Here is a 20,727-nt window from a genome sequence, read left to right as displayed (position 1 = left end):
AGAAGCCGCATTGGGTATGCGTAATAGCGCCGATCCGCCGAGGAGTTGATCCGATGCAGAGGCCCATGGAGGGCGTGCGGGTGCTAGAGGTCGCCCAGTTCACCTTCGTCCCGGCGGCCGGGGCCGTCCTCGCGGACTGGGGCGCCGACGTCATCAAGATCGAGCACGCCGAACGGGGCGACGCCCAGCGGGGGTTGGTGCGGGTCCTCGGCTACGAGGCCGCGAGCGAGGGCTCGTCGTTCTTCCCCATCATGGAAGGCCCCAACCGGGGCAAACGCAGCGTCGGCCTCGCCCTGGAACGGCCCGCCGCGCGCCCGGTGCTGGAGAAGCTGATCCGCGAGAGCGACGTCTTCCTCACCAACTTCCTCCCTGACGCCCGCGCGAAGCTGCGGATCGACGTCGACGACGTCCGCACGATCAACCCCGACATCATCTACGTCCGTGGCAGCGGCTTCGGCGTGCACGGCGAGGAGTCCGGCAAGGGCGGCTACGACAGCACCGCGTTCTGGGCACGCGGCGGCAGCGCGGCCGGGGTCACCCCGCCGGACGCCGACCGGATGACGCGGATGCCGGCCGGGGCGTACGGCGACTCGATGGGCGGCATGACCATCGCCGGAGGCGTCGCCGCCGCCCTCTACTCCCGCGCCATGACCGGCCGACCGTCGGTCGTGGACGTCTCGTTGATCGGCGTCGGCGCCTGGGCCACCCAGTTCACCGTCAACCTCGCCCTCATGAACGGCGGCCCCCTCCCCGTCGCCGCCCGGCCCCGGCACGGCTCCGCCACCAACCCCCTCATCGGCGCCTACCGCACCGCCGACGGCCGCTGGATCGAGCTGTCGATGCTGCAACCCGGCCGCTACTGGGCCGAGTTCTGCACACTCGCCGGACGCGACGACCTCGCCGCCGACGAACGCTTCGACAGCACCGACAAGGTGATGGCGAACGCCGCCGAAGCGGCCGACCTCGTCGCCGAGTTGATCGCCTCACGCCCCTTCGCCGAGTGGACGCGGATCCTCGCCCGGGGCGACGGCCAGTGGGCCGCCGTACAGAACTCCTGGGAGGTCGGGCAGGATCCCGCGCTGCGGGCCAACGGGCTGATCGCGCCGGTCGTGGACGCCGACGGCGTGGAGCGTGAACTCGTCGCGAGCCCCGTGCAGTTCGACGGGAGCGCGCCCGGACTGACCCGCGCCCCGCAGTTCGCCGAGCACACGGACGACGTGCTGCGCGAACTCGGTCTCAGCGACGAGGAGTTGCTCAGCCTGAAGATCGACGGGGCAGCCACCTGAGGAGCCGTGACATGAGTACCCCTCTCGCATCCGACGGCACCCACGACGGGGTGCCCGCCTACCGCTTCGACAACCGCCTCGGCGGACCGGTCCTCAGCCACCAGGAACGCTGGGACGAGATCGCCGGGAGCCACGGCGGCTTCCGCTCCACCACCGCCCGGGGCTACTGGGTCGTCACCGACGGGCCCGCCGTCCAGCAGGCGCTGCAGGACTGGCGGACCTTCTCCAACCGGTCCGTCACCGCCCTCGAACCCGACCCCAAGTTCCTGTGGATCCCGGAGATGCTCGACCCGCCCGTGCACGGCGTGTGGCGCCGCCTGCTCGGCCGCTACTTCTCCCCGAACGCCGTCGCCGCCCGCGAACCCGAGATCCGCCGCGTCGCCGCCGACCTCATCGACGACCTGAAGGACCGTCAAGAAGCCGACGTCCTCGACGCGTTCGCCCGCCGCTTCCCCACCCGGATCTTCATGCGCCTGATGGGCCTGCCCGAGGACGACCTCCCCGTCTTCCTCGACTGGACCCACGAACTCCTCCACCTCCCGCACCACGAGGACCCCGACGGCGCCCGCCAACTCGCCGCCATGCGCGCGGTGTCGGCGTACTTCGAGGAACAGATCGCCCAGCGCCGCGAGACCCCCCTCGACGACCTCCTCTCGCACGCCATGGCCTGGACGATCGACGGCGAACCCATCGACGACCGCGACCTGCACGCCTTCTGCGTCCTCATGTTCCAGGCCGGCTTCGACACCGTCCCCATCTCCATCGGCTGGGCCCTCTACCACTTCGCCACCCACCCCGAGCAGCGCGCCGAGATCCTCGCCGACCCCACCCTCATCCCCACCGGCGTCGAAGAGACCCTGCGCGTCTACTCGTTCGTCGTCCCCGCCCGCAAGGCCACCCGGGACGTCGAGATCGGCGGCTGCCCCGTCAAGTCCGGCGAGATGGTCATGCTGCCGCTCGCCGTCACCAACCGCGACCCCGGCCGCTACCCGGACCCCCACCACGTCGACCTGCACCGCGCGACCACGAACCACATCGCGTTCGGCTCGGGCCCCCACCGCTGCCTCGGCTCCCACCTCGCCCGCCTCGAACTCACCGTCGCCGTCGAGGAATGGCACCGCCGCATCCCCCACTACCGCGTCGCCCCCGGCCAGGACCTGTGGCAGCACGGCAACATGTACGGCCTCACCGCCCTGCGCCTCGCCTGGGACCCGGCATGAACCACTTCCACACCGGCATCGTCGTCCCCGACATCGAGGCGTGGAAGACCCGCCTCACCGACACGGCCGGCCACCGCTGGACCCGCACCCTCACCGGCGAGGTCCGCGTCCGCCTCGCCGACGGCGACCACGACCTCGCCCTCACCTACGCCTACTCCCTCGACGCCCCCCACCTCGAACTCGTCCAGGAGATCCCCGGCACCCCCTGGCGGGCGGGCGCCCACCACATCGCCTACCTCGTCGACGACCTCCTAGCGGCCTCGAAGAGCCTCGAAGCGGCGGGTTTCCCCCGCGAGGCATGCGCGCTCGTCGAGGGCCAACCCGCCATCTTCGCCTACCACTTGAACCCCGCAGGCGTCCGCATCGAGATCGTCGACCGCGCCCGCATGCCCGACTTCCCCGCCTACCTGCGCGCCAGGACCCCACGATGACCTTCACCGAGGACCACGACCACCTCCGTACGGCCGTCCGCCGCCTCCTCGACGAGAAGGCGCCCAGCGAGGCCGTCCGCACCGCCATGGACTCCGCACCCGGCCACGACACCGCCCTGTGGCACCGCATGGCGAACGAACTCGGCCTCCACGGACTGGCGTTGCCGGAGGGCCATGGCGGCTCCGGCGGCGGACCCGTCGAACTCGGCGTCGTCCTGGAGGAGTTCGGCCGCGCCCTGCTCCCCTCCCCGTACTTCGCGACCGTCGCCCTCGCCGGACAGGCCCTCACCGCGTCCGGCGACACCCGCTGGCTGCCCGGCATCGCCGACGGCACCCTGACCGGGACCCTCGCCCTCACCGAGGAGAGCGGCTCACCCCGCATCGAGGACACCACGACCACCGCACACCGAGCGGGCGACGGCTGGCAGATCACCGGCACCAAGATGTTCGTCGTCGACGGCCACAGCGCCCACCTCCTGATCGTCGTCGCCCGCGACAGCACCGGCCCCGCCCTGTTCGCCGTCACCGCCGACGCCCCCGGCCTCACCCGCACCCGCCTGGAAACCCTCGACCCCACCCGCAGACAGGCCCGCCTCGACCTCGCCGCCGCCCCCGCCGTACGCCTCGCCACCGACCCGTACCGCGCCCTCGACCTGGCCCTCGTCGCCCTCGCCGCCGAACAGGCCGGAGGCGCGGCGGCCTGCCTCGACGCGTCCGTGGCGTACGCGAAGGCCCGCACCCAGTTCGGCCGGCCCATCGGCTCCTTCCAGGCCGTCCAGCACAAGTGCGCCGACACCCTCCTCAAGGTCGAGGCCGCCCGCTCGGCCGCCTACCACGCGCTGTCCGTGGCCGTCGACGCACCCGACGAACTGCCCGTGGCCGCCGCACTCGCCGCCGCCACCTGCGCGGACGCCTACACGCACGCCGCCAAGGAGAACATCCAGATCCACGGCGGCATCGGCTGCACCTGGGAACACGACGCCCACCTCCACCTCCGGCGCGCGAAGTCCTCCGAGCACCTCCTCGGCGGCCCGGCCGCGCACCGGGGACGACTGGCCGAGCTGGCCGGGATCACCGCGACGAAAGGCTGAGCGCGTGGGAATTCGCGACCGTCTGACCCGGCTGCTCGCCGTGGCCGACGCCGACGCACCGGCGATCGAGCACGACGGACAGTGGTGGACGTGGGGCCGGGTCCGCGCCACCGCGCACGCCCTCACCGACGCCCTCGACACCGCCGGCCTCGGCCCCGGCGCCCGCGTCGGCGTCGTCCTGGAGAACCGGCCCGAACACGTCGCCGTCGTCGCCGCCGTGATCGCCTCCGGCCGCTGCCTCGTCATGCTGAGCCCTCTCCAGCCCGCCGCCCGCCTCGCCGCCGACATCGACCGCTGCGCCCTGCCCGTGGTCGTCTCCGGCCCCGAACCCCTCGGCCGCGAAGGCGTGCTGGACGCGGTGACCGCCCACGGCACGGCCCTGGACCTCCCCGGGCTGCGCCCCGCCGGCGGCACCGTCCCCGAGGACGCGCCCCGCCGCCCCGGCATCGCCGTCGAGATGCTCACCTCCGGCACCACCGGCCCCCCGAAACGCGTCCACCTCCGCACCGGCCAGCTCGACCAGGCCCTCGTCTCCGGCGGACAGGTCCCCAAGGACGACCGCCTGTTGTCGCCGTCCGTGTCCCTGGTCGCCGCACCCCTCGTCCACATCGGCGGACTCTGGCGAGCACTGGCCTGCCTCGCCACCGGGCGCCGCATGGTCCTGCTGCCGCGCTTCTCCGTCGCCCCCTGGACGGACGCCGTCGAACGCCACCGGCCGCGCGCCGCGAGCCTCGTCCCGGCCGCCCTCCGGGCCGTCCTCGACGCCGGAGTGCCCAAGGAGCGGCTCGCCAGCCTTGAGGTCGTCACGTCCGGCACCGCGCCCTGCCCCGCCGAACTCGCCGACGCCTTCCACCGCACCTACGGCATACCGGTGTTGATGACCTACGGCGCCACCGAGTTCGCCGGAGCCGTCGTCGGATGGACGCTGCCGCTGCACCGACGCTGGTGGCCACGCAAGGCCGGAAGCGCCGGGCGGGCCTTCGCGGGCGTCGAACTGCGGGTCACCGGTGACGACGGCGCCGAGGTGCCCGTCGGGCGTGCGGGGCGGCTGGAGGTGCGGACCGAGCAGAGCGTGCGCGGCGGCGGGACCTGGACCCGGACCAGCGACCTCGCCCGCATCGACGCCGACCGGTTCGTGTGGATCGAGGGGCGCGCGGACGACACGATCATCCGGGGCGGGTTCAAGGTGCGGCCGGACACGGTCCGCCTCGCGCTGGAGGCGCACCCTTCCGTACGGGAGGCCGCAGTGGCCGGGCTGCCGGACGCGCGGCTCGGCGAAGTACCCGTCGCCGCAGTCGAGTTGGAGCCCGGTGCGCCTGTCCCCGACCCGGCCGACCTGCTCGCCCTGTGCCGCGCCCGGCTCACCCCCTACGAGGTCCCGGCGCACATCCTCGTCCTCGACACCCTGCCCCGCACCCCGTCCAGCAAGGTCAGCCGCGTGGAACTCCTCGACACCGTCCGCGCCCGACTGGAGGAGAGCCGATGACGTTCGGCACACTCACCGACGAGGCGGTCGCCCGCTCCCGCCGCCGCCTCGGCACCCCCCAGCCCCAGCGCAACCCCCCGCACAACTACGAGGTCACCCGCGACGGCGTACGCCACTTCGCGTACGGCTACGGCGACGACAACCCCCTGTACTGCGACCCGACTTACGCCTCCCGCAGCCGCTGGGGAACCCTCCTCGCGCCGCCGACCTTCCTGTACACGATGGGCGAGGACGCGGCGCCCGCCCCCGACGCCGGGACCAAGGCGCTCCTCAAGGGCGACCCCTTCGCCGGACTCGGCTCCTACCAGGCCGTCATGGAGTTCGAGTGGTGGCGGCCCCTGACCCTGGGGGACCGCTGCCGGGTGCTCCAGACACAGGTCGGGGTCCAGCTCAAGCCGAGCAGCTTCGGCGGACGCACGGCCCACGTCGTCCGCGCCTACCTGTACACCGACGGGCAGGGGCGCATGCACGCGCTCAGACGCGGCACGTGGATCAACGCGGAACGGCACACCTCGAAGAAGCGGGCCAAGGAAGCACTGGTCCAACAGCCTTACAGCGACGCGGAGGTGGCCGAGATCGACGCCGCCTACGCCGCCGAGACGCGGCGTGGCGCCGAGCCCCGCCACTGGGAGGACGTCAAGGTCGGGGAGGAACTCCAGCCCCGGGTGAAAGGGCCGCTCACCACGACCGACGTCGTCGTCTGGCACCTCGGCTGGGGGATGCAGCTCACCCCGCCCGGCGCGTTCGGGATCGCCGCGAAGGTACGCCGCAAGGCGCCCGGGCTCTACCCGCCGAATCCGCTCAACATCCCCGACACCGTGCAACGGCTGCACTGGGAGCCCGAGCGGGCACGGGAGTTGGGCCTGCCGAACCCCTACGACTACGGCGGCATGCGCGAGACCTGGCTCTGCCATCTCCTCACCGACTGGATGGGCGACGACGGCTGGCTGTGGCAACTCCACTGCGAACACCGGAAGTTCAACTACCTCGGCGACACGACCTGGGTGCGCGGCACGGTCGTCGACAAGCAACTCCGCGACGGGCGGGCCGAGGTGCACGTCGAGGTGCGGTGCGAGAACCAGCGCGGTGAGGTCACGACGCCCGGGACAGCGGTCGTGCTGCTGCCCACACGGGACCGTCCCGTCGAGCTGCCCGCGCCGCCGGCCGACACCCTCGACGGCATGGTCGCCCATGAACTCACCCGATTCGACTGCGACGTCGACCAGAGGAGGTAGACGTGTCCGACGAGGTGCTCGTGGAGCGTCGGGGCCCGGTGCAGGTCATCACGATCAACCGGCCCACGGTGCGCAACGCGCTCGACGCGGGAGTGGCCGCAGGGGTCGCGGCCGCCGTGGACGAGCTGGACGAGTCCGACGAACTGCGGGTAGGAGTGCTCACCGGGGCCGGCGGCACGTTCTCCGCCGGGATGGACCTCAAGGCATGGCTCCGAGGGGAGACCCCCGCCATCGAGGGCCGGGGCCTGTGCGGGATCAGCATGACGCCGCCCCGCAAGCCGTTGATCGCGGCCGTCGAGGGGTGGGCGCTGGCCGGGGGATTCGAACTGCTGCTGGCCTGTGACCTCGTCGTCGCCGCCCGGACCGCCCGGCTCGGGGTGCCCGAAGTGACGCGGTCCCTGGTCGCCCGGGCCGGAGCCGCGTTGCATCTGCCGCGCCGGATTCCGTACGCCATCGCGCTGGAGTTGTTGCTGACGGGGCAGCCGGTCAACGCCGGGCGGGCCGCCGAGTACGGGCTCGTGAACCGGCTCACCGAAGAGGGGGGCGCACTCGAAGGGGCCCTCGAACTCGCCGAGGTCATCGCCCGGAACGGGCCTCTCGCCGTCGCCGCAACCAAGGAGATCGCCCGGTCCACCGCCGACTGGAGCCTCGACGAGGCGTGGGGGAAGCAGTTCGACATCGCCGAGCCGGTGTTCCAGTCACAGGACGCGCGGGAGGGGGCGGCGGCGTTCGCGGAGAAGCGGTCGCCGGTGTGGAAGGGGCGGTGAGCATGGAGGAGGCATCCGGCGATCGTCGTGGGGCTGCGGTGGGGCCTTTGGCCGGTGTCCGCGTGCTGGAGCTCGGCGGGATCGGGCCCGGCCCGTTCGCCGGGATGCTCCTCGCCGACCTCGGGGCCGAGGTGGTGCGGGTGGACCGGCCGGGGGAGAAGGGGGTGGGCGGTCCGGCCGACGTGCTCGGGCGGGGGAAGCGGTCCGTCGTGCTCGACCTCAAGTCGGCCGGTGGAGTCGGCGCGTTGCTCGGACTCGTCGAGCGGGCCGACGTACTGATCGAGGGGTTCCGGCCCGGCGTCACCGAGCGTCTCGGAGTGGGGCCGCACACGTGCCTCGCCCGCAACTCCCGCCTCGTCTACGGGCGGATGACCGGATGGGGGCAGGACGGTCCGCTCGCCGCCAGCGCCGGGCACGACATCACCTACATCGCGGTGAGCGGGGCGCTCGGAGCCATCGGGGAGGCGGACGGGCCGCCGCAGATTCCGCTGAACCTCGTCGGGGACTTCGGAGGCGGCGGCTGCTACCTCGTGATCGGCGTGCTCGCCGCACTCCACAACGCCGCCCGCACCGGGCGAGGCCAGGTCGTCGACGCCGCGATCGTGGACGGCACGGCTCACCTCCTCGCCAGCACCTACGCGAAGTTGGCCCGCGACGAGTGGACCGACGAACGGGGCGTCAACCGCTTCGACGGAGGCTGGCCCTTCTACGCCGTGTACGGCACGAAGGACGGCCGGCATGTCGCGGTCGGCGCGCTGGAGCCCAAGTTCTACCGCGCGCTGGTCGAGTTGCTCGGCCTGGACGTCAACCCCGCGCACCAGCACGACCGTTCGGGCTGGCCCGAGCTACGGCGCCTGCTGACCGAACGGTTCGCCGAGCGCACCCGCGACGAGTGGGCCGCGCTGTTCGAGGGGACCGACGCGTGCGTCGCCCCCGTCCTCAGCCTCACCGAAGCCGCCTCCCACCCCCATCTCACCGCCCGCACCAGCCTGTTCACCCGCGCCGGCGTCCTCCAGCCCGCCGCCGCGCCCCGCTTCTCCGTCACCCCGGCCCGCGCCGGGAGCCCGGCACCGGCGGTGGGCGCCGATACGCGGGGCGTGCTGCGGGAGTGGGGCGTGGAGGACATTGCCCCCGCCGAACCGACCTGACGCCCAAGCTCACCCCACCGACACCACCAAGGAGCCCCCATGCGAGACGCCGTCATCGTCGACGCCGTACGCACCCCCATCGGCAAGCGCAACGGCACCCTCGCCTCCGTGCACGCCGCCGACCTCTCCGCGAAGGTCCTCAACGCCCTCGTGGAGCGGACCGGTATCGACCCCGGCACCGTGGACGACGTGATCTGGGGCTGTGTCACCCAGATCGGCGACCAGTCCAGCAACGTCGGCCGTTCCGCGGTGCTCTCGGCGGGCTGGCCCGAACACGTCCCGGCCGTCACCGTGAACCGTGCCTGCGGTTCGAGCCAGCAGGCCGTCGACCAGGCCGCGCACGCCGTCATGTCGGGCCAGTACGACCTGGTCGTCGCGGGCGGCGTGGAGACCATGAGCCGGGTGCCGCTCGGCGCCCACCGCACCACCGGGCAGCCGTACGGGCCCGGCGTACTGGCCCGGTACGAGGGCGTCGAGTTCAACCAGGGCATCGGCGCCGAACTCATCGCCGAACGCTGGAAGTTCAGCCGCACCCGGCTCGACGAGTTCGCGTCCGCGTCGCACGAGAAGGCCGCCGCCGCGATCGACGCGGGCGTCTTCGACGACCACCTCGTACCGGTCGACGCGGACGGCACGAAGCTCACCACCGACGAAGGACTCCGGCGCGGCACGTCACCGGAGAGACTGGCCGGGCTGAAACCGTCGTTCAAGGAGGACGGTGTGATCCACGCCGGGAACTCCTCGCAGATCTCCGACGGCGCCGCAGCCCTCCTCGTCACCACCCCCGAACGCGCCCGGGACCTCGGCCTCACCCCGATCGCCCGCTACCACACCGGCGCGGTCAGCGGCGCCGACCCGGTGACCATGCTCCTCGGCCCGATCCCGGCGACGGAGAAAGCCCTGCACCGAGCCGGCCTCACCATCGACGACATCGGCGTCTACGAGGTCAACGAGGCGTTCGCCCCCGTCCCCCTGGCCTGGCTCGCCGAGACCGGCGCCGACCCGGACCGCCTCAACCCCTACGGCGGCGCCATCGCCGTAGGGCATCCGCTGGGCGGTTCCGGCGCGATCCTCATGACCCGGATGCTGGCCCGCATGCGCCAGGGCGGCATCCGCTACGGCCTCCAGACGATGTGCGAGGGCGGCGGCACCGCGAACGCCACGATCGTCGAGCTGCTCCCTTGACCGGCCGCCCCCTGCCCCAACCCACCCTCGCGAGCGCCGAGTTCTGGCGCTCCGGCGCGGACGGCACGCTCCACATCACCCACTGCGCGGACTGCGGACGGCACGTCCACCCGCCGCTGCCCAACTGCCCTTCCTGCCGCAGCCGTTCCGTCGCCCTCGCACCCGTGTCCGGGCGTGCGGTCGTCGTCGGCTTCAGCGTCAACCACCAGACGTGGCTGCCGGAGTTCCCGCCCCCGTACGTCGTCGCCGTGGTCGCCCTCGCCGAGGACGACCGGGCCCGCCTCACCACGAACATCGTCGGCTGCGCACCCGAGGACGTCCACGTGGGGATGCGCGTCCGCGTCCGCTTCGAGGAGCACGGAGACGTCCATCTCCCGCTGTTCGAACCGGACGTGGCGGACACCGCCCCCGGCCCGCTCCCCGAACCCCGCGCGATCCGTGCCCCCGCCCGGGCGTCCGCCCGCAAGTACGAGGACCGGGTCGCCCTGACCGGCGTAGGGCAGTCGCAGGTCGGCCGGCGCCTGATGGTCGACCCGCTCTCCCTCACGGTCGACGCCTGCCTGGCGGCAGTCGAGGACGCGGGCCTCGAACTCGACGCCGTCGACGGCCTGTCCACCTACCCCGGGCCCAGCCCCGACGGCATGAGCGAAGGCGGCGTCACCGCCCTCACCGAGGCCCTCGGCCTGCGCCCCGCCTGGGTCAACGGCGCCCGCGAAGTCCCGGGCCAGATCGGCTCGATCACCGCCGGGATGCTCGCCGTCGCGGCCGGACTGTGCCGGCACGTCCTGTGCTTCCGCACGGTCTGGGAGTCATCCCACAGCGCGCTCACCCGCTCCGGCCAGTGGCAGACACCCCAAAACGCCCGCGCCACCGGCATGTTCGAGTTCCGCGCTCCCTTCGGCGCGCTGTCCGCCGCCCAGTGGATCGGCTGCCACGCCTCCCACTACCAGCACCGCTACGGCGTCGGCCGCGAGGCCCTCGCCGCCATCGCCGTCACCACCCGCGCGAACGCCGCCCGCAACCCCGAGGCCCTGCACCGCGCCCCGATGACCCTCGACGACTACTACGCGGCCCGCATGGTCACGACACCCTTCGGCCTGTACGACTGCGACGTACCCTGCGACGGCGCGGTCGCCGTCGTGGTCTCCGCGATCGAGACCGCGTACGACCGGCCGCGCCCGCCCGTGCTGGTCGAGGCCGTCGGAACGGCCGTGTCGGAGCGGCTGAGTTGGGACCAGGACACCCTGACGCACCTCCCGCAGGCCCAGGGGCCGTCCGCTCACCTGTGGACGCGGACCGACCTCACCCCGGCGGACGTCGAGGTGGCCCTTCTCTACGACGGGTTCACCTTCAACGCCCTCTCCTGGATAGAGGCGTTGGGGTTCTGCGGACCCGGCGAGGGCACCGACTTCATCGCGGGCGGCAAGACCATCGCCCTCGACGGCGAGTTGCCGTTGAACCCGCACGGCGGCCAGCTCTCGGCGGGACGATTGCACGGGTACGGGTTCGTGCGCGAGGCCATGCTCCAGCTGAGGGGCACCGCGCACGGCCGCCAGGTCGCGGGGGCGAGGACAGCGGTCGTGACGGCGGGCGGGGGAGTGCCGTCGGGGGCGATGCTGCTGCGCCGGGCCTAGGAAGCGCCCCCGCCTCCGCCCCCCTCACCATGTCACCGGCAGCTCATAGATGCCGTACGCCTGGGAGTCCTCCTTGAAGCGGAGGTCCGCGACGTCGGCTGCGAGCTTCAGGGTCGGGACGCGGCGGAACAACGTACCGAAGACCACGTGGAGTTCGATGCGCGCGAGCTGCTGGCCGACGCACTGGTGCGGGCCCCAGCCGAACGCGTGGTGGTGGGCGGCGGGGCGGGTGAGGTCGAGGCGGGCGGGCTCGGCGAACGCCTCGGGGTCCCAGTTGGCGGCCGGGAGCGAGGCGATGACGCCCTCGCCCGCGCGGATCGTCTCGCCGCCGATCTCGATGTCCTGCGTGACCGCGCGGCGGGCCAGCAGGTGGGGGATCGTCAGGTAGCGCAGGAGTTCCTCGACGGCCTTCGTCACGTACTTCGGGTCGTCGGCGTGCTCGCGCAGTGCCGCGAGCTGCTCGGGTTCGCGCAGCAGCAGCCCCGTGCCGAGGGTGATCATGTTGGCGCTGGTGTCGTGCCCGGCGACCAGGAGGATGTGGCCGAGCGGCGCGGCCTCCTCCATCGACAGGACGCCCTCCTTGATGCGGGCCCCGAGGTCGGAGAGGACGTCCTCGCCGGGGTCGGCCATCTTCGCCTCGATGAGCCCGGCGATGTAGGCGCGCAGGTCGGCCGTCGAACGGGCCGCCTCCTCCGGTGTCTTGAAGCGGGCGTTGGTGACGCCGGCGTGCTCCTGGAAGAAGTCGTGGTCCTCGTAGGGCACCCCGAGGAGCGCGCAGATCATCAGGGACGGGAGGGGGAGAGACAGGGCCTCGTTCAGGTCGACCGGGTTCGGTCCCGCGAGCATCTTGTCGATCAGGCCGTCGGTGATGGACTGGATCTCCGGGCGCAGCTTCTCCATCCGGTGCCGGGTGAAGGAGTTCGTCAGCATCCGGCGCCAGCGGCTGTGCTCGGCGCCGTCAGTGTTGTTGATGGACGGCCGCATCTCGGCGGCGTGCGCCTTCATCGCCTCGGTGGTGTGCGGGTATCCGGGTGCGCCGATGTCCGCGCTGAGCCGGGGGTCGGTCAGCAGCTGGCGCTGGGCGGCGTGCGAGGTGACGAGCCAGGGGGTGGTGCCGTCCCAGGTGCGGACGCGCTGGACCTCCCGGCCGGAGTCGTGCAGCTTCAGCAGACCCGGCGGGGGCGCGAAGGGGCACTCGGCGGAGCGGGGCGCGGGGAACTCGGGCAGGTCGGCGCTCATGGGGGGTGTCCTCTCGTGCGGGGTCCTCGGCCACCGTGCCACGCGCCCTTGATTATGTCGATCGGTCGGTACAATAAAAAACCTCAGCGTGACTCGCGCGGCAGCCCGAGCCCCCGCTCCGCGATCTGCGTGCGCAGCACCTCGTTCGCCCCGCCCGCGATCGTGTACGCCCGCGCGTACAGATGCGCGTCCTGCCACCACCCGCGTCCGAGCACCTCCGGATCCCCCTCCACGAGCAGCCCGTCGGTGCCCTGCAACCGCAGCCCGAAGTCCGCGAGATCGTGGTTGAGTTCGCTGAAGAAGATCTTTCCGAGCAGCGCGTCGGCGGGCTCCTCGGTGCCGTGCAGCAGCCGGGAGCGCGTGAGGGCGGTGAGCGCCGCGTTCACGTGGACGCGCGCGGCCAGCTCGCCCAGCGTCTGCCGGGCCGCCTCGTTGTCCAGGGCGCCGGTCTCGGCAGCCAGTGCGACCAAGTCGTCCAGGACGGCGAGGAGTTCCGCGCCCCGCGCCGCGACCCCCGAGCGCTCGTGCCCGAGGCTGCTCATCGCGACCCGCCAGCCGTCGTTCACCTCGCCGATCACGTTCCCGGTGGGGACGCGGACGCCGTCGAGGAAGACCTCGTTGAAGTCGGTCGTCCCGGTGATCTCCCGCAGCGGGCGCACCTCCACGCCGGGGCTGCGCATGTCGAGCGCGAACGCCGTGATCCCGCGGTGCCTCGGCGCGTCCGGGTCGGTGCGGGCGAGAAGGTAACCCATGTCCGCGTGCTGCCCGTTGGTCGTCCACACCTTCTGGCCGCTCACCACGTACTCCTCGCCCTCCCGGACGGCCCGCGTCCGCAGCGCCGCGAGGTCGCTGCCCGCCCCGGGCTCGCTGAAGAGCTGGCACCAGACGTCCGCGCAGGACCGGATGCGGGGCAGGAAGCGGGCGCGCTGCTCGTCGGAGCCGTACGCGACGATGGCCGCCGAGGCCAAGGGGGCCGCGCCGATGGGGGCCCAGGTGCGGGCGCGGGCGATCTCCTCGGCGACGATCGACGCCTCCAGCGGGTGCGCGTCGGGTCGCCCGCCGTACTCGGGGGGCCAGTCGATGCCGAGCAGGCCGGCGGCGTACAGCTTCGCCGTCCAGGCGCGGATCGCCGGCATCAGGGCGGGGTCGGGGGCGCGGACGCCGGAGTGGGTCTTCGGGCCGGGGGAGTGCTCCGCGACGAACGCGCGGACGTGGGCGCGGAAGGCGTCGAGTTCGGGGGTGGCGTCCGGTCTCATCGGTGTCCGCTCCTCGGCCGGGTGATGTCGCGGGGATCTCGCGGGCGATCTCGAAATGAGGGCACTCTAACCAGATCACTGGCGGGGAGGCTAGATCCACGACCGAGAATCAGTGGACTGATATCGGCGTCGTGCGCGCCACACCTCCGTACGGCGAATAGACTGGGGACCCGGAAATTTCCCCCAGAGGAGTCAGCCCATGGCGACAGCCGTCGACCGCGAGTCCGCCGACGGCGAGGCAGGTGTCCCGGTCGGCAAACTGGCCGCGCAGACCGCGCGCCGGATCGAGGCGAACGTGATCCGCCGGGGCTGGCCCGTCGGCGAGTCCCTGGGTTCCGAGGTGGAGCTGAGGGAGCAGCTCGGCGTGAGCCGCGCCGTGCTGCGCGAGGCGGTCCGGCTGGTCGAGCACCACCAGGTCGCGCGGATGCGGCGCGGGCCGGGCGGCGGCCTGATCGTGAGCGCGCCCGACGCAGGGCCCGCGACCCGCGCGATGGTGATCTACCTCGAATACATCGGCACCAGCGTCACCGACCTCCTGCATGCCCGCCAGCTCCTCGAACCCATCGCGGCGGGGCTCGCCGCCGAACGGATCACCGAGGAGGGCATCGCGACCCTCCGGGCCACCCTCGACTCCGAGCGCGGCCACTGGGACGACCCCTCCGTCCACTCCCAGGACCCCCTGCACCCCGTCCTCGGACAGCTCTCCGGCAACCCGGTCCTGCACCTGTTCATCGACGTCCTCACCCGCCTGACCGCCCGCTACGCGAACACCTCCCGGCGTATCTCCCGCGCCGAGCTCCACGCCGCGAAGGAGGTCTCGCACCGCGAGCACCGCGCGGTCGTCGAGGCGATCATCGCGGACGACGGCGCCCGCGCGCAGACCGAACTCACCGCCCACCTGGAGTCGGTGGCCGCCTGGATCGAGAAGCACCGGGTGCGCAGGGGCCGCCGTATCCAGGGCACGGTCGTCGAACCCGAACTGGTCGAGGGCCCGCGCGCCAAGCTCGCCGAGGTCGTCGCCGCCCGCATCCACGACGACATCGCGGCCCGCGGCTGGCAGACCGGCATGGTCCTCGGCTCCGAGACCGACCTCCTCGCCCGCTACGGCATCAGCAGGGCCGTCCTGCGCGAAGCCGTACGCCTGCTGGAGTACCACTCGGTCGCGCGGATGCGGCGCGGACCCGGCGGCGGGCTCGTCGTCACCGCGCCCGAACCCGAGGCCAGCGTCGACACGATGGCGCTCTTCCTGGAGTACCAGGGCGTCACCGCCGACGACCTGCGGATCGTGCGGGGCGCCATCGAACTCGGCGTCGTCGCCACCGTCACCACCCGGCACGCCCAGGGCGGGACGGAGATCGCCGAGCGCCTCGCGAAGGCCGTGAAGTGGACGAAGGAGGGCCCCGCCGACGACCTCCGCAAGGCCGACCTCTTCCACTCCGAACTCGCCGCCCTCGCCGACAACCCGGTGCTCTCGCTCTTCCTGTCGATCATCACGGAACTGTTCCGCCGCCACGCCTCCGGCCACGACCGCCCGCTGCCCGGGGACACCGCCGCCGACGAGGTGCAGCACGTGCACCAGCGCATCCTGGACGCGATCGTGCAGGGGGACGCCGGGGTCGCCCGGCACCGGATGCGACGGCATTTGGATGCACTCATTCCCTGGTGGCACTGAGGTTTTGTAGACCACCTGGACCAAGAACGCTAATTCCGTATACTCAATAGGGTCCCGATCGAAGGAGATTCGATGCGCCGGACCCTGTTCGAGCAGGACCACGAGGACTTCCGCCTCCTGGCCCGCGACGTCCTCGCCCGCGAGGTGCTCCCCGCGTACGAGGACTGGCGCCGGGCCGGACTCGTCCCCCGCGACCTCTTCACCACCCTCGGCAAGCCCGGCCTCCTCGGCACCGCGATCCCCGAGGAGTACGGCGGCGGGGGCCGGGCCGACTACCGCTTCAACGTCGTCCTCCAGGAGGAGTGCGCCCGCGCCGGCGTCACCCTGGGCGGCCTGCGCACCCACCTCGACGTCGTCGTCCCGTACTTCACCGGCCTCGCGGACGCCGGGCAACGCGCGCGCTGGCTCCCGGGGCTGGCCTCCGGCGAGCTGTACACCGCGATAGCGATGAGCGAACCCGGCACCGGCTCCGACCTCGCCGGCATCACCACCCGCGCGGTCCGCGACGGCGACCACTACATCCTGACCGGCGCGAAGACCTTCATCACCGGCGGCCACCACGCCGACCTCGTGATCGTCGTCGCCCGCACCGCCACCGACCCCGCCGACCGGCGCAGAGGGCTCACGCTCCTGGTCGTCGAGAAGGGCAGCCCCGGCTTCACGGTCGGCCGCAGGCTGGAGAAGATCGGCCTGCCCACGCAGGACACCGTGGAACTGTCCTTCGACGCCGTCCGCGTCCCCGCCGCGAACGTCCTCGGCGAGGAGGGCGCCGCCTTCACCCACCTCGGCCGCAACCTCGCACAGGAACGCCTCGCCATCGCCGTCGGAGCCGTCGCCCAGGCCCGCGCCGCCCTCGACCGGACCGTCACCTACGTCCGCGACCGCACCGTGTTCGGCAAGCCGGTCGCCCACTTCCAGAACACCAAGTTCGAACTCGCCGCCGTCGCCACCGAGTTGGAGGCCGCCCAAGCCCTCCTGGACGCGGCGGTCCGTGCCCTCGTCGACGGCGAGCTGAGTCCCGCCGACGCCGCGAAGACCAAACTGTTCTGCACCGAGACACAGGGCCGGATCATCGACCGCTGCCTCCAACTCCACGGTGGCTACGGCTACATCCTCGAATCCCCGATCGCCCGCCTCTACGCCGACGCACGGGTCACGCGGATCTACGGCGGCACCAGCGAGGTCCTGAAGACCATCATCGCCAAGTCCCTCGGACTGTGAGGAGAGCGCAGTGCACATCGACGGTTCCTCGGCCCTCGTCACCGGAGGCGCCTCCGGACTCGGCCGCGCCACCGCACGCCGGATCATCGAACGGGGCGGCCGGGTCGTCCTCGCCGACATCTCCGAGGAGGAGGGCGTGAAAGCCGTCGCCGGACTCGGCGCCCACGCGACGTTCGTCCGCGCCGATGTCACCGACGAGACCGAGGTGACCGCCGCCCTCGACGCCGCGAGCCGACGCGGCACCCTGCGCTGGGTGGTCCACTGCGCCGGGCGGGGCGGCGACCGCACCCGCATCATCGACCGCGACCGCGTCCCCGGCGGCCTCGACACCTTCGCCGAGGTCGTCCGCGTCAACCTGATCGGCACCTACAACGTCCTGCGCCTGGCCGCCGCCCGCCTCGCCGGAAACGAGACCGTCGACGGCGACCGGGGCGCGATCGTCCTCACCGCGTCCGTCGCCGCCTTCGACGGGCAGATCGGCCAGACCTCGTACACCGCCGCCAAAGCCGGAGTCCACGGCATCACCCTCGTCGCCGCCCGCGACCTCGCCAGCTGGCAGATCCGGGTCAACACCATCGCCCCCGGCATCATGGACACCCCCATGCTGGGCCGCCTGCGCGCCGACATCCGCGAGGGCCTCGCCGCGACCGTCCCGCACCCCAGACGCCTCGGCGAACCCGACGACTTCGCCCGCCTCGCCGTCGAGATGCTGGAGAACCCCTACCTCAACGGCCAGACCGTCCGCCTCGACGGCGCCCTGCGCATGGCCCCCCGATGACCGACGCCTTCCGCGCCCGCCTGCGCGCCTTCCTCACCGACCACCACCCCGGCCGACGCCCCAAGTCCCGCGCGGAGAGCCTCGCTTGGCGGAAAGCGTGGCTCGCCACCCTGTACGACGCCGGCTGGGCGGGCCCGAGCTGGCCGCGTGAACACGGCGGCCTGGACCTCGACTTCGCCCACCAGGTCGTCTACCAGGAGGAGTACGCGCGAGCCCGCGTCCCCGGCCCCCTCGGCACCGGCCTCGGCATCGCCGCCCCCACCCTCATCCGCTACGGCACCGAGGAGCAGAAGGCCCGCCACCTGCGCCCGATGCTGCGAGGCGACCAGGTGTGGGCACAGGGCTACTCCGAACCCGAGGCGGGCTCCGACCTCCCGGCACTGCGCACGACCGCCCGCCGCGACGGGGACACGTACGTCGTCAACGGCCAGAAGGTGTGGAACAGTTCGGCCGACATCGCCGACATCCTCTTCACCCTCGTCCGCACCGGCCCCCCGAACTCCCGCCAGGACGGCATCAGTTACCTCCTGATCGACGCGCACGCCCCCGGTGTGACCGTCCGCCCGCTGCGCGACCTCACCGGCGACGCCCACTTCTGCGAGATCTTCCTCGACGACGTCCGCGTCCCCGTCGCCGACAGGATCGGCCCGGAGAACGGCGGCTGGCCCCTCGTCCGCACCAGCCTCGGCCACGAACGCGCGGCCGGCGCCATGAACCAGGCCGCCCGCTACCGGCGCGTCCTCGACGAGTTGATCGACCTCGCGCACGAACGCGGCGCCACCGCCGACCCGTTGGTCCGCGACCGGCTCGCCGACTTCGAGATGAGGGTACGGATCATGCGCCTCACCGGCATGCGGACCATCTCCGACATCCTCACGAAGGGCGAGCCAGGACCGGCGTCCTCCACGTCCCGCCTGTACATCGCCCTCTTCGAACAGGACCTGCACGAATTCGCCGTCGACCTCCTCGGCCCGTACGGCACCCTCGACCGGCGCGACCCGCACGCCGTCGAACGCGGGCGCTGGGTCTGGGGGTTCCTGCGCACCCGCGCCTCCACCATCGGCGCCGGCACCGCCGAGATCCAGCGCAACACCATCGCCGAGCGGGTCCTCGGGCTGCCCAGGGGGACGGGGTGAGGGCGGCGCGGTGCACGGCGTACGGGGCTCCCGAAGGGCTGGAGGTCGTCACTTCGCACGACCCCGAACCCGGGCCCGGGCACGTGCTGGTCGACGTGCACGCCGCCGCCGTCAACTTTCCCGACGTCCTGCTGATCGCGGACCGGTACCAGGTGCCCGCGCCGCTGCCGTTCACGCCGGGCAGCGAGTTCGCGGGGGTGATCGCCGGGCTGGGTGCGGGAGTCGAGGGTCCGCCGGTCGGAACCCCGGTCGCGGGGGCGGTGCTTACGGGTGCCTTCGCCGAGAAGGTCGTCGTCCCCGTCGAGGGGCTGCGGCCCGTGCCGGACGGGCTCGACATGGTCCACGCCGCCGCCTTCCACGTCACCTACGCGACCGCCTACCACGCCCTCGTGACCGTCGGATCGGGGACGGCGGGGGAGTGGGTGACCGTGCTGGGCGCGGCGGGCGGAGTCGGGTCGGCCGCCGTGGACGTGGCGTCGCGGCTCGGGATGCGGGTCGTCGCGGCGGCGTCCAGCGAGGAACGCCTCAAGACCGCGTACGGCCTCGGCGCCGAGGCCGGCGTGGACTACGTACGCGAGGACCTGAAGACCCGCGTCCGTGAACTCACCGGGGAGGGCGCCCACTTGGTCGTCGACCCCGTCGGCGGCGACCACGCGGAAGCCGCCCTGCGCGCGCTGCGCCGAGGCGGCCGTTTCGTCACCGTCGGCTACGCGGACGGCCGTATCCCGCGTGTTCCCCTCAACCTGGTCCTCCTCAAGGACGCGGTGATCAGGGGCTTCGAGATCCGGATGCTGCGCCGGTACGCCCCCGACACGGTGGCCGCCGGGGACGCGGCGCTCGCCCGGCTGGTCCGCGACGGGATGCGGCCGCTGGTCTCCCGCGTCCACCCCCTCACCGAGGTGGCCGCCGCTCTGACCGACGTCGCCGAGCGGCGGGCCACGGGCAAGGTCGTGATCGACATGACCCGCTAGAAGGTGGGGAGTTGGGGCCGTCGCTTCACATAGCCCCCGGCGTCCACCCGCATCTGCATCCCGGTGACGTACCGCGATTCGTCCGACACCAGGAACAGCACCATGTCGGCGATGTCGTCCGTCGACACGTAGGGGACCCCGAACCCGGTCGTCGCCGGGAACGACGGCAACGCGTCCTCGCGGGTGGGGTGTTCGAGGTCGGGCCGGAACGACCGGTACATGGCGTCGCTGTTGAGCATGTCGGTGTCGACGTTGGTGGGGTGCAGGGCGTTGACGCGGATCCGCCGGGGGTTGAGGACGGTCGCCAAGTCGTGGACGAACCCGGCGACCTGCCGCTTGGCGAAGGAGTAGCCGAGCCCGCCGGGGCCGTTGGCCGGGTTGTCGGTGGTCGCCGGGATCAGCCCGGCGATCGACCCGGTCGCGACGATCGAGGCACCGTCCGGCAGATACGGCAGCGCGGCGTCCACGGCGTGCACGACCCCGTTGAAGTCCACCGTCACCGCGTCCAGGAACGCCTGAGCGCTCTTCCCCGGCCCGATCGGGCAGATCCCCGCCTGCGCGACGACCGCGTCCAGCCGCCCCAGCTCCCCGACCCCGTCCGCGACCGCCGCCTTCAGCGCGCCCGGATCGCGTACGTCGGCCTTGCGGGCGACGATCCTGCGGCCCAGCTTCTCCACCTGGCGGACCGTCTCCTCCAGGTCCTCCGGCGTGGCGAGGGCGTAGCCGTTGGTGGCGATGTCCTCGCACAGGTCCACGGCGATGACGTCGGCCCCCTCGGCGGCGAGCCGGACCGCCTGGGCCCGGCCCTGTCCGCGCGCGGCCCCCGTGATGAAGACGACCTTGTCCTGCACGCGACCCATGGGGTCTCCCTCCGTCGAACTCCTCGGATTCTTCCGAAGAAAAGAGTAGCCTTAATAAGGTCAGGTTGATCCGGTCGTATCCCAAGATCCCTGATCCAGGTAGGTACTTCA

The 20,727-nt window shown here is 72.6% G+C and carries 18 protein-coding genes; 15 read left to right on the top strand and 3 right to left on the bottom strand.

Features of this window, described 5'->3' with window-relative positions; all coding sequences use genetic code 11:
• The first annotated feature begins 53 nt into the window (after positions 1-53).
• Genes ACLZOT_RS07650 through ACLZOT_RS07605 form a run of 10 tightly spaced genes read left to right on the top strand, consistent with a single transcriptional unit; the run spans position 54 to position 11,483 of the window.
• The gene (locus tag ACLZOT_RS07650; RefSeq protein WP_416967990.1) at positions 54-1,286 is read left to right on the top strand and encodes a CaiB/BaiF CoA transferase family protein; all 1,233 of its coding nucleotides are present in this window, start codon (positions 54-56) and stop codon (positions 1,284-1,286) included.
• A gap of 11 nt (positions 1,287-1,297) precedes the next feature.
• Positions 1,298-2,506 carry a cytochrome P450 gene (locus tag ACLZOT_RS07645; RefSeq protein ID WP_416967989.1) on the top strand — a complete coding sequence of 403 codons (1,209 nt, stop codon included), beginning with the start codon at positions 1,298-1,300 and terminating at the stop codon, positions 2,504-2,506.
• Entirely contained in the window at positions 2,503-2,937 is a 435-nt protein-coding gene (locus ACLZOT_RS07640; RefSeq protein ID WP_416967988.1) for a VOC family protein, read from the top strand. Before ACLZOT_RS07645 ends, ACLZOT_RS07640 begins: the two co-directional genes overlap by 4 nt.
• Positions 2,934-4,028 (top strand): acyl-CoA dehydrogenase family protein, encoded by a 1,095-nt coding sequence (locus ACLZOT_RS07635; protein WP_416967987.1) that lies wholly within the window; start codon positions 2,934-2,936, stop codon positions 4,026-4,028. Before ACLZOT_RS07640 ends, ACLZOT_RS07635 begins: the two co-directional genes overlap by 4 nt.
• 4 nt (positions 4,029-4,032) lie before the next feature.
• Positions 4,033-5,514 carry a class I adenylate-forming enzyme family protein gene (locus ACLZOT_RS07630; RefSeq protein WP_416967986.1) on the top strand — a complete coding sequence of 494 codons (1,482 nt, stop codon included), beginning with the start codon at positions 4,033-4,035 and terminating at the stop codon, positions 5,512-5,514.
• Positions 5,511-6,749 carry an FAS1-like dehydratase domain-containing protein gene (locus ACLZOT_RS07625; RefSeq protein ID WP_416967985.1) on the top strand — a complete coding sequence of 413 codons (1,239 nt, stop codon included), beginning with the start codon at positions 5,511-5,513 and terminating at the stop codon, positions 6,747-6,749. Before ACLZOT_RS07630 ends, ACLZOT_RS07625 begins: the two co-directional genes overlap by 4 nt.
• Before the next feature lie 2 nt (positions 6,750-6,751).
• Positions 6,752-7,516 carry a crotonase/enoyl-CoA hydratase family protein gene (locus ACLZOT_RS07620; RefSeq protein WP_416967984.1) on the top strand — a complete coding sequence of 255 codons (765 nt, stop codon included), beginning with the start codon at positions 6,752-6,754 and terminating at the stop codon, positions 7,514-7,516.
• A gap of 2 nt (positions 7,517-7,518) precedes the next feature.
• On the top strand, positions 7,519-8,664 hold the full coding sequence (locus tag ACLZOT_RS07615; RefSeq protein ID WP_416967983.1) for a CaiB/BaiF CoA transferase family protein: 1,146 nt from the start codon (positions 7,519-7,521) through the stop codon (positions 8,662-8,664).
• A 39-nt stretch (positions 8,665-8,703) separates the two neighbouring features.
• Positions 8,704-9,849, top strand: a complete 1,146-nt coding sequence (locus tag ACLZOT_RS07610) for a thiolase family protein (RefSeq protein WP_416967982.1) — start codon at positions 8,704-8,706, stop codon at positions 9,847-9,849.
• Positions 9,846-11,483 carry a thiolase C-terminal domain-containing protein gene (locus ACLZOT_RS07605; protein ID WP_416967981.1) on the top strand — a complete coding sequence of 546 codons (1,638 nt, stop codon included), beginning with the start codon at positions 9,846-9,848 and terminating at the stop codon, positions 11,481-11,483. Before ACLZOT_RS07610 ends, ACLZOT_RS07605 begins: the two co-directional genes overlap by 4 nt.
• Before the next feature lie 24 nt (positions 11,484-11,507).
• On the opposite strand, the gene ACLZOT_RS07600 is transcribed toward ACLZOT_RS07605, so the two are convergent.
• Positions 11,508-12,722 carry a cytochrome P450 gene (locus tag ACLZOT_RS07600; protein WP_416967980.1) on the bottom strand — a complete coding sequence of 405 codons (1,215 nt, stop codon included), beginning with the start codon at positions 12,720-12,722 and terminating at the stop codon, positions 11,508-11,510.
• 83 nt (positions 12,723-12,805) lie between these two features.
• Positions 12,806-13,978 (bottom strand): acyl-CoA dehydrogenase family protein, encoded by a 1,173-nt coding sequence (locus tag ACLZOT_RS07595; RefSeq protein WP_416967979.1) that lies wholly within the window; start codon positions 13,976-13,978, stop codon positions 12,806-12,808.
• A 199-nt stretch (positions 13,979-14,177) separates the two neighbouring features.
• Between ACLZOT_RS07595 and ACLZOT_RS07590 the strand changes: the two genes are divergently transcribed.
• The 5 genes from ACLZOT_RS07590 (at position 14,178) to ACLZOT_RS07570 (ending at position 19,756) form a co-directional block, all read left to right on the top strand.
• Positions 14,178-15,650, top strand: coding sequence for a FadR/GntR family transcriptional regulator (locus ACLZOT_RS07590; protein ID WP_416967978.1), 1,473 nt, complete (start codon positions 14,178-14,180; stop codon positions 15,648-15,650).
• 72 nt (positions 15,651-15,722) lie between these two features.
• The gene (locus ACLZOT_RS07585) at positions 15,723-16,871 is read left to right on the top strand and encodes an acyl-CoA dehydrogenase family protein (RefSeq protein ID WP_416967977.1); all 1,149 of its coding nucleotides are present in this window, start codon (positions 15,723-15,725) and stop codon (positions 16,869-16,871) included.
• Between the two features lie 10 nt (positions 16,872-16,881).
• On the top strand, positions 16,882-17,649 hold the full coding sequence (locus ACLZOT_RS07580; protein WP_416967976.1) for an SDR family NAD(P)-dependent oxidoreductase: 768 nt from the start codon (positions 16,882-16,884) through the stop codon (positions 17,647-17,649).
• Positions 17,646-18,785, top strand: a complete 1,140-nt coding sequence (locus tag ACLZOT_RS07575; protein ID WP_416967975.1) for an acyl-CoA dehydrogenase family protein — start codon at positions 17,646-17,648, stop codon at positions 18,783-18,785. Before ACLZOT_RS07580 ends, ACLZOT_RS07575 begins: the two co-directional genes overlap by 4 nt.
• Positions 18,782-19,756 carry an NADPH:quinone oxidoreductase family protein gene (locus ACLZOT_RS07570; protein WP_416967974.1) on the top strand — a complete coding sequence of 325 codons (975 nt, stop codon included), beginning with the start codon at positions 18,782-18,784 and terminating at the stop codon, positions 19,754-19,756. The genes ACLZOT_RS07575 and ACLZOT_RS07570 overlap by 4 nt, the downstream gene beginning before the upstream one ends.
• Here ACLZOT_RS07570 and ACLZOT_RS07565 read toward each other — a convergent pair.
• A complete protein-coding gene (locus ACLZOT_RS07565) occupies positions 19,753-20,616 on the bottom strand; it encodes a mycofactocin-coupled SDR family oxidoreductase (RefSeq protein ID WP_416967973.1) in 864 nt (287 codons plus the stop codon). The two genes, ACLZOT_RS07570 and ACLZOT_RS07565, sit on opposite strands and share 4 nt — an antisense overlap.
• Positions 20,617-20,727: the final 111 nt, after the last annotated feature.

Source organism: Streptomyces sp. 4F14 (assembly GCF_048159485.1).
Classification (GTDB): Bacteria; Actinomycetota; Actinomycetes; order Streptomycetales; family Streptomycetaceae; genus Streptomyces.
This window is presented reverse-complemented; position numbering and strand designations above follow the sequence as displayed.

Excerpts from the sequence above, each read along its gene's own strand:
- ACLZOT_RS07650 (WP_416967990.1), top strand. The coding sequence starts at position 54 with ATGCAGAGGCCCATGGAGGGCGTGCGGGTGCTAGAGGTCGCCCAGTTC.
- ACLZOT_RS07645 (WP_416967989.1), top strand. The coding sequence starts at position 1,298 with ATGAGTACCCCTCTCGCATCCGACGGCACCCACGACGGGGTGCCCGCC.
- ACLZOT_RS07640 (WP_416967988.1), top strand. The coding sequence starts at position 2,503 with ATGAACCACTTCCACACCGGCATCGTCGTCCCCGACATCGAGGCGTGG.
- ACLZOT_RS07635 (WP_416967987.1), top strand. The coding sequence starts at position 2,934 with ATGACCTTCACCGAGGACCACGACCACCTCCGTACGGCCGTCCGCCGC.
- ACLZOT_RS07625 (WP_416967985.1), top strand. The coding sequence starts at position 5,511 with ATGACGTTCGGCACACTCACCGACGAGGCGGTCGCCCGCTCCCGCCGC.
- ACLZOT_RS07615 (WP_416967983.1), top strand. The coding sequence starts at position 7,519 with ATGGAGGAGGCATCCGGCGATCGTCGTGGGGCTGCGGTGGGGCCTTTG.
- ACLZOT_RS07610 (WP_416967982.1), top strand. The coding sequence starts at position 8,704 with ATGCGAGACGCCGTCATCGTCGACGCCGTACGCACCCCCATCGGCAAG.
- ACLZOT_RS07600 (WP_416967980.1), bottom strand. The coding sequence starts at position 12,722 with ATGAGCGCCGACCTGCCCGAGTTCCCCGCGCCCCGCTCCGCCGAGTGC.
- ACLZOT_RS07595 (WP_416967979.1), bottom strand. The coding sequence starts at position 13,978 with ATGAGACCGGACGCCACCCCCGAACTCGACGCCTTCCGCGCCCACGTC.
- ACLZOT_RS07590 (WP_416967978.1), top strand. The coding sequence starts at position 14,178 with ATGGCGACAGCCGTCGACCGCGAGTCCGCCGACGGCGAGGCAGGTGTC.
- ACLZOT_RS07585 (WP_416967977.1), top strand. The coding sequence starts at position 15,723 with ATGCGCCGGACCCTGTTCGAGCAGGACCACGAGGACTTCCGCCTCCTG.
- ACLZOT_RS07575 (WP_416967975.1), top strand. The coding sequence starts at position 17,646 with ATGACCGACGCCTTCCGCGCCCGCCTGCGCGCCTTCCTCACCGACCAC.
- ACLZOT_RS07565 (WP_416967973.1), bottom strand. The coding sequence starts at position 20,616 with ATGGGTCGCGTGCAGGACAAGGTCGTCTTCATCACGGGGGCCGCGCGC.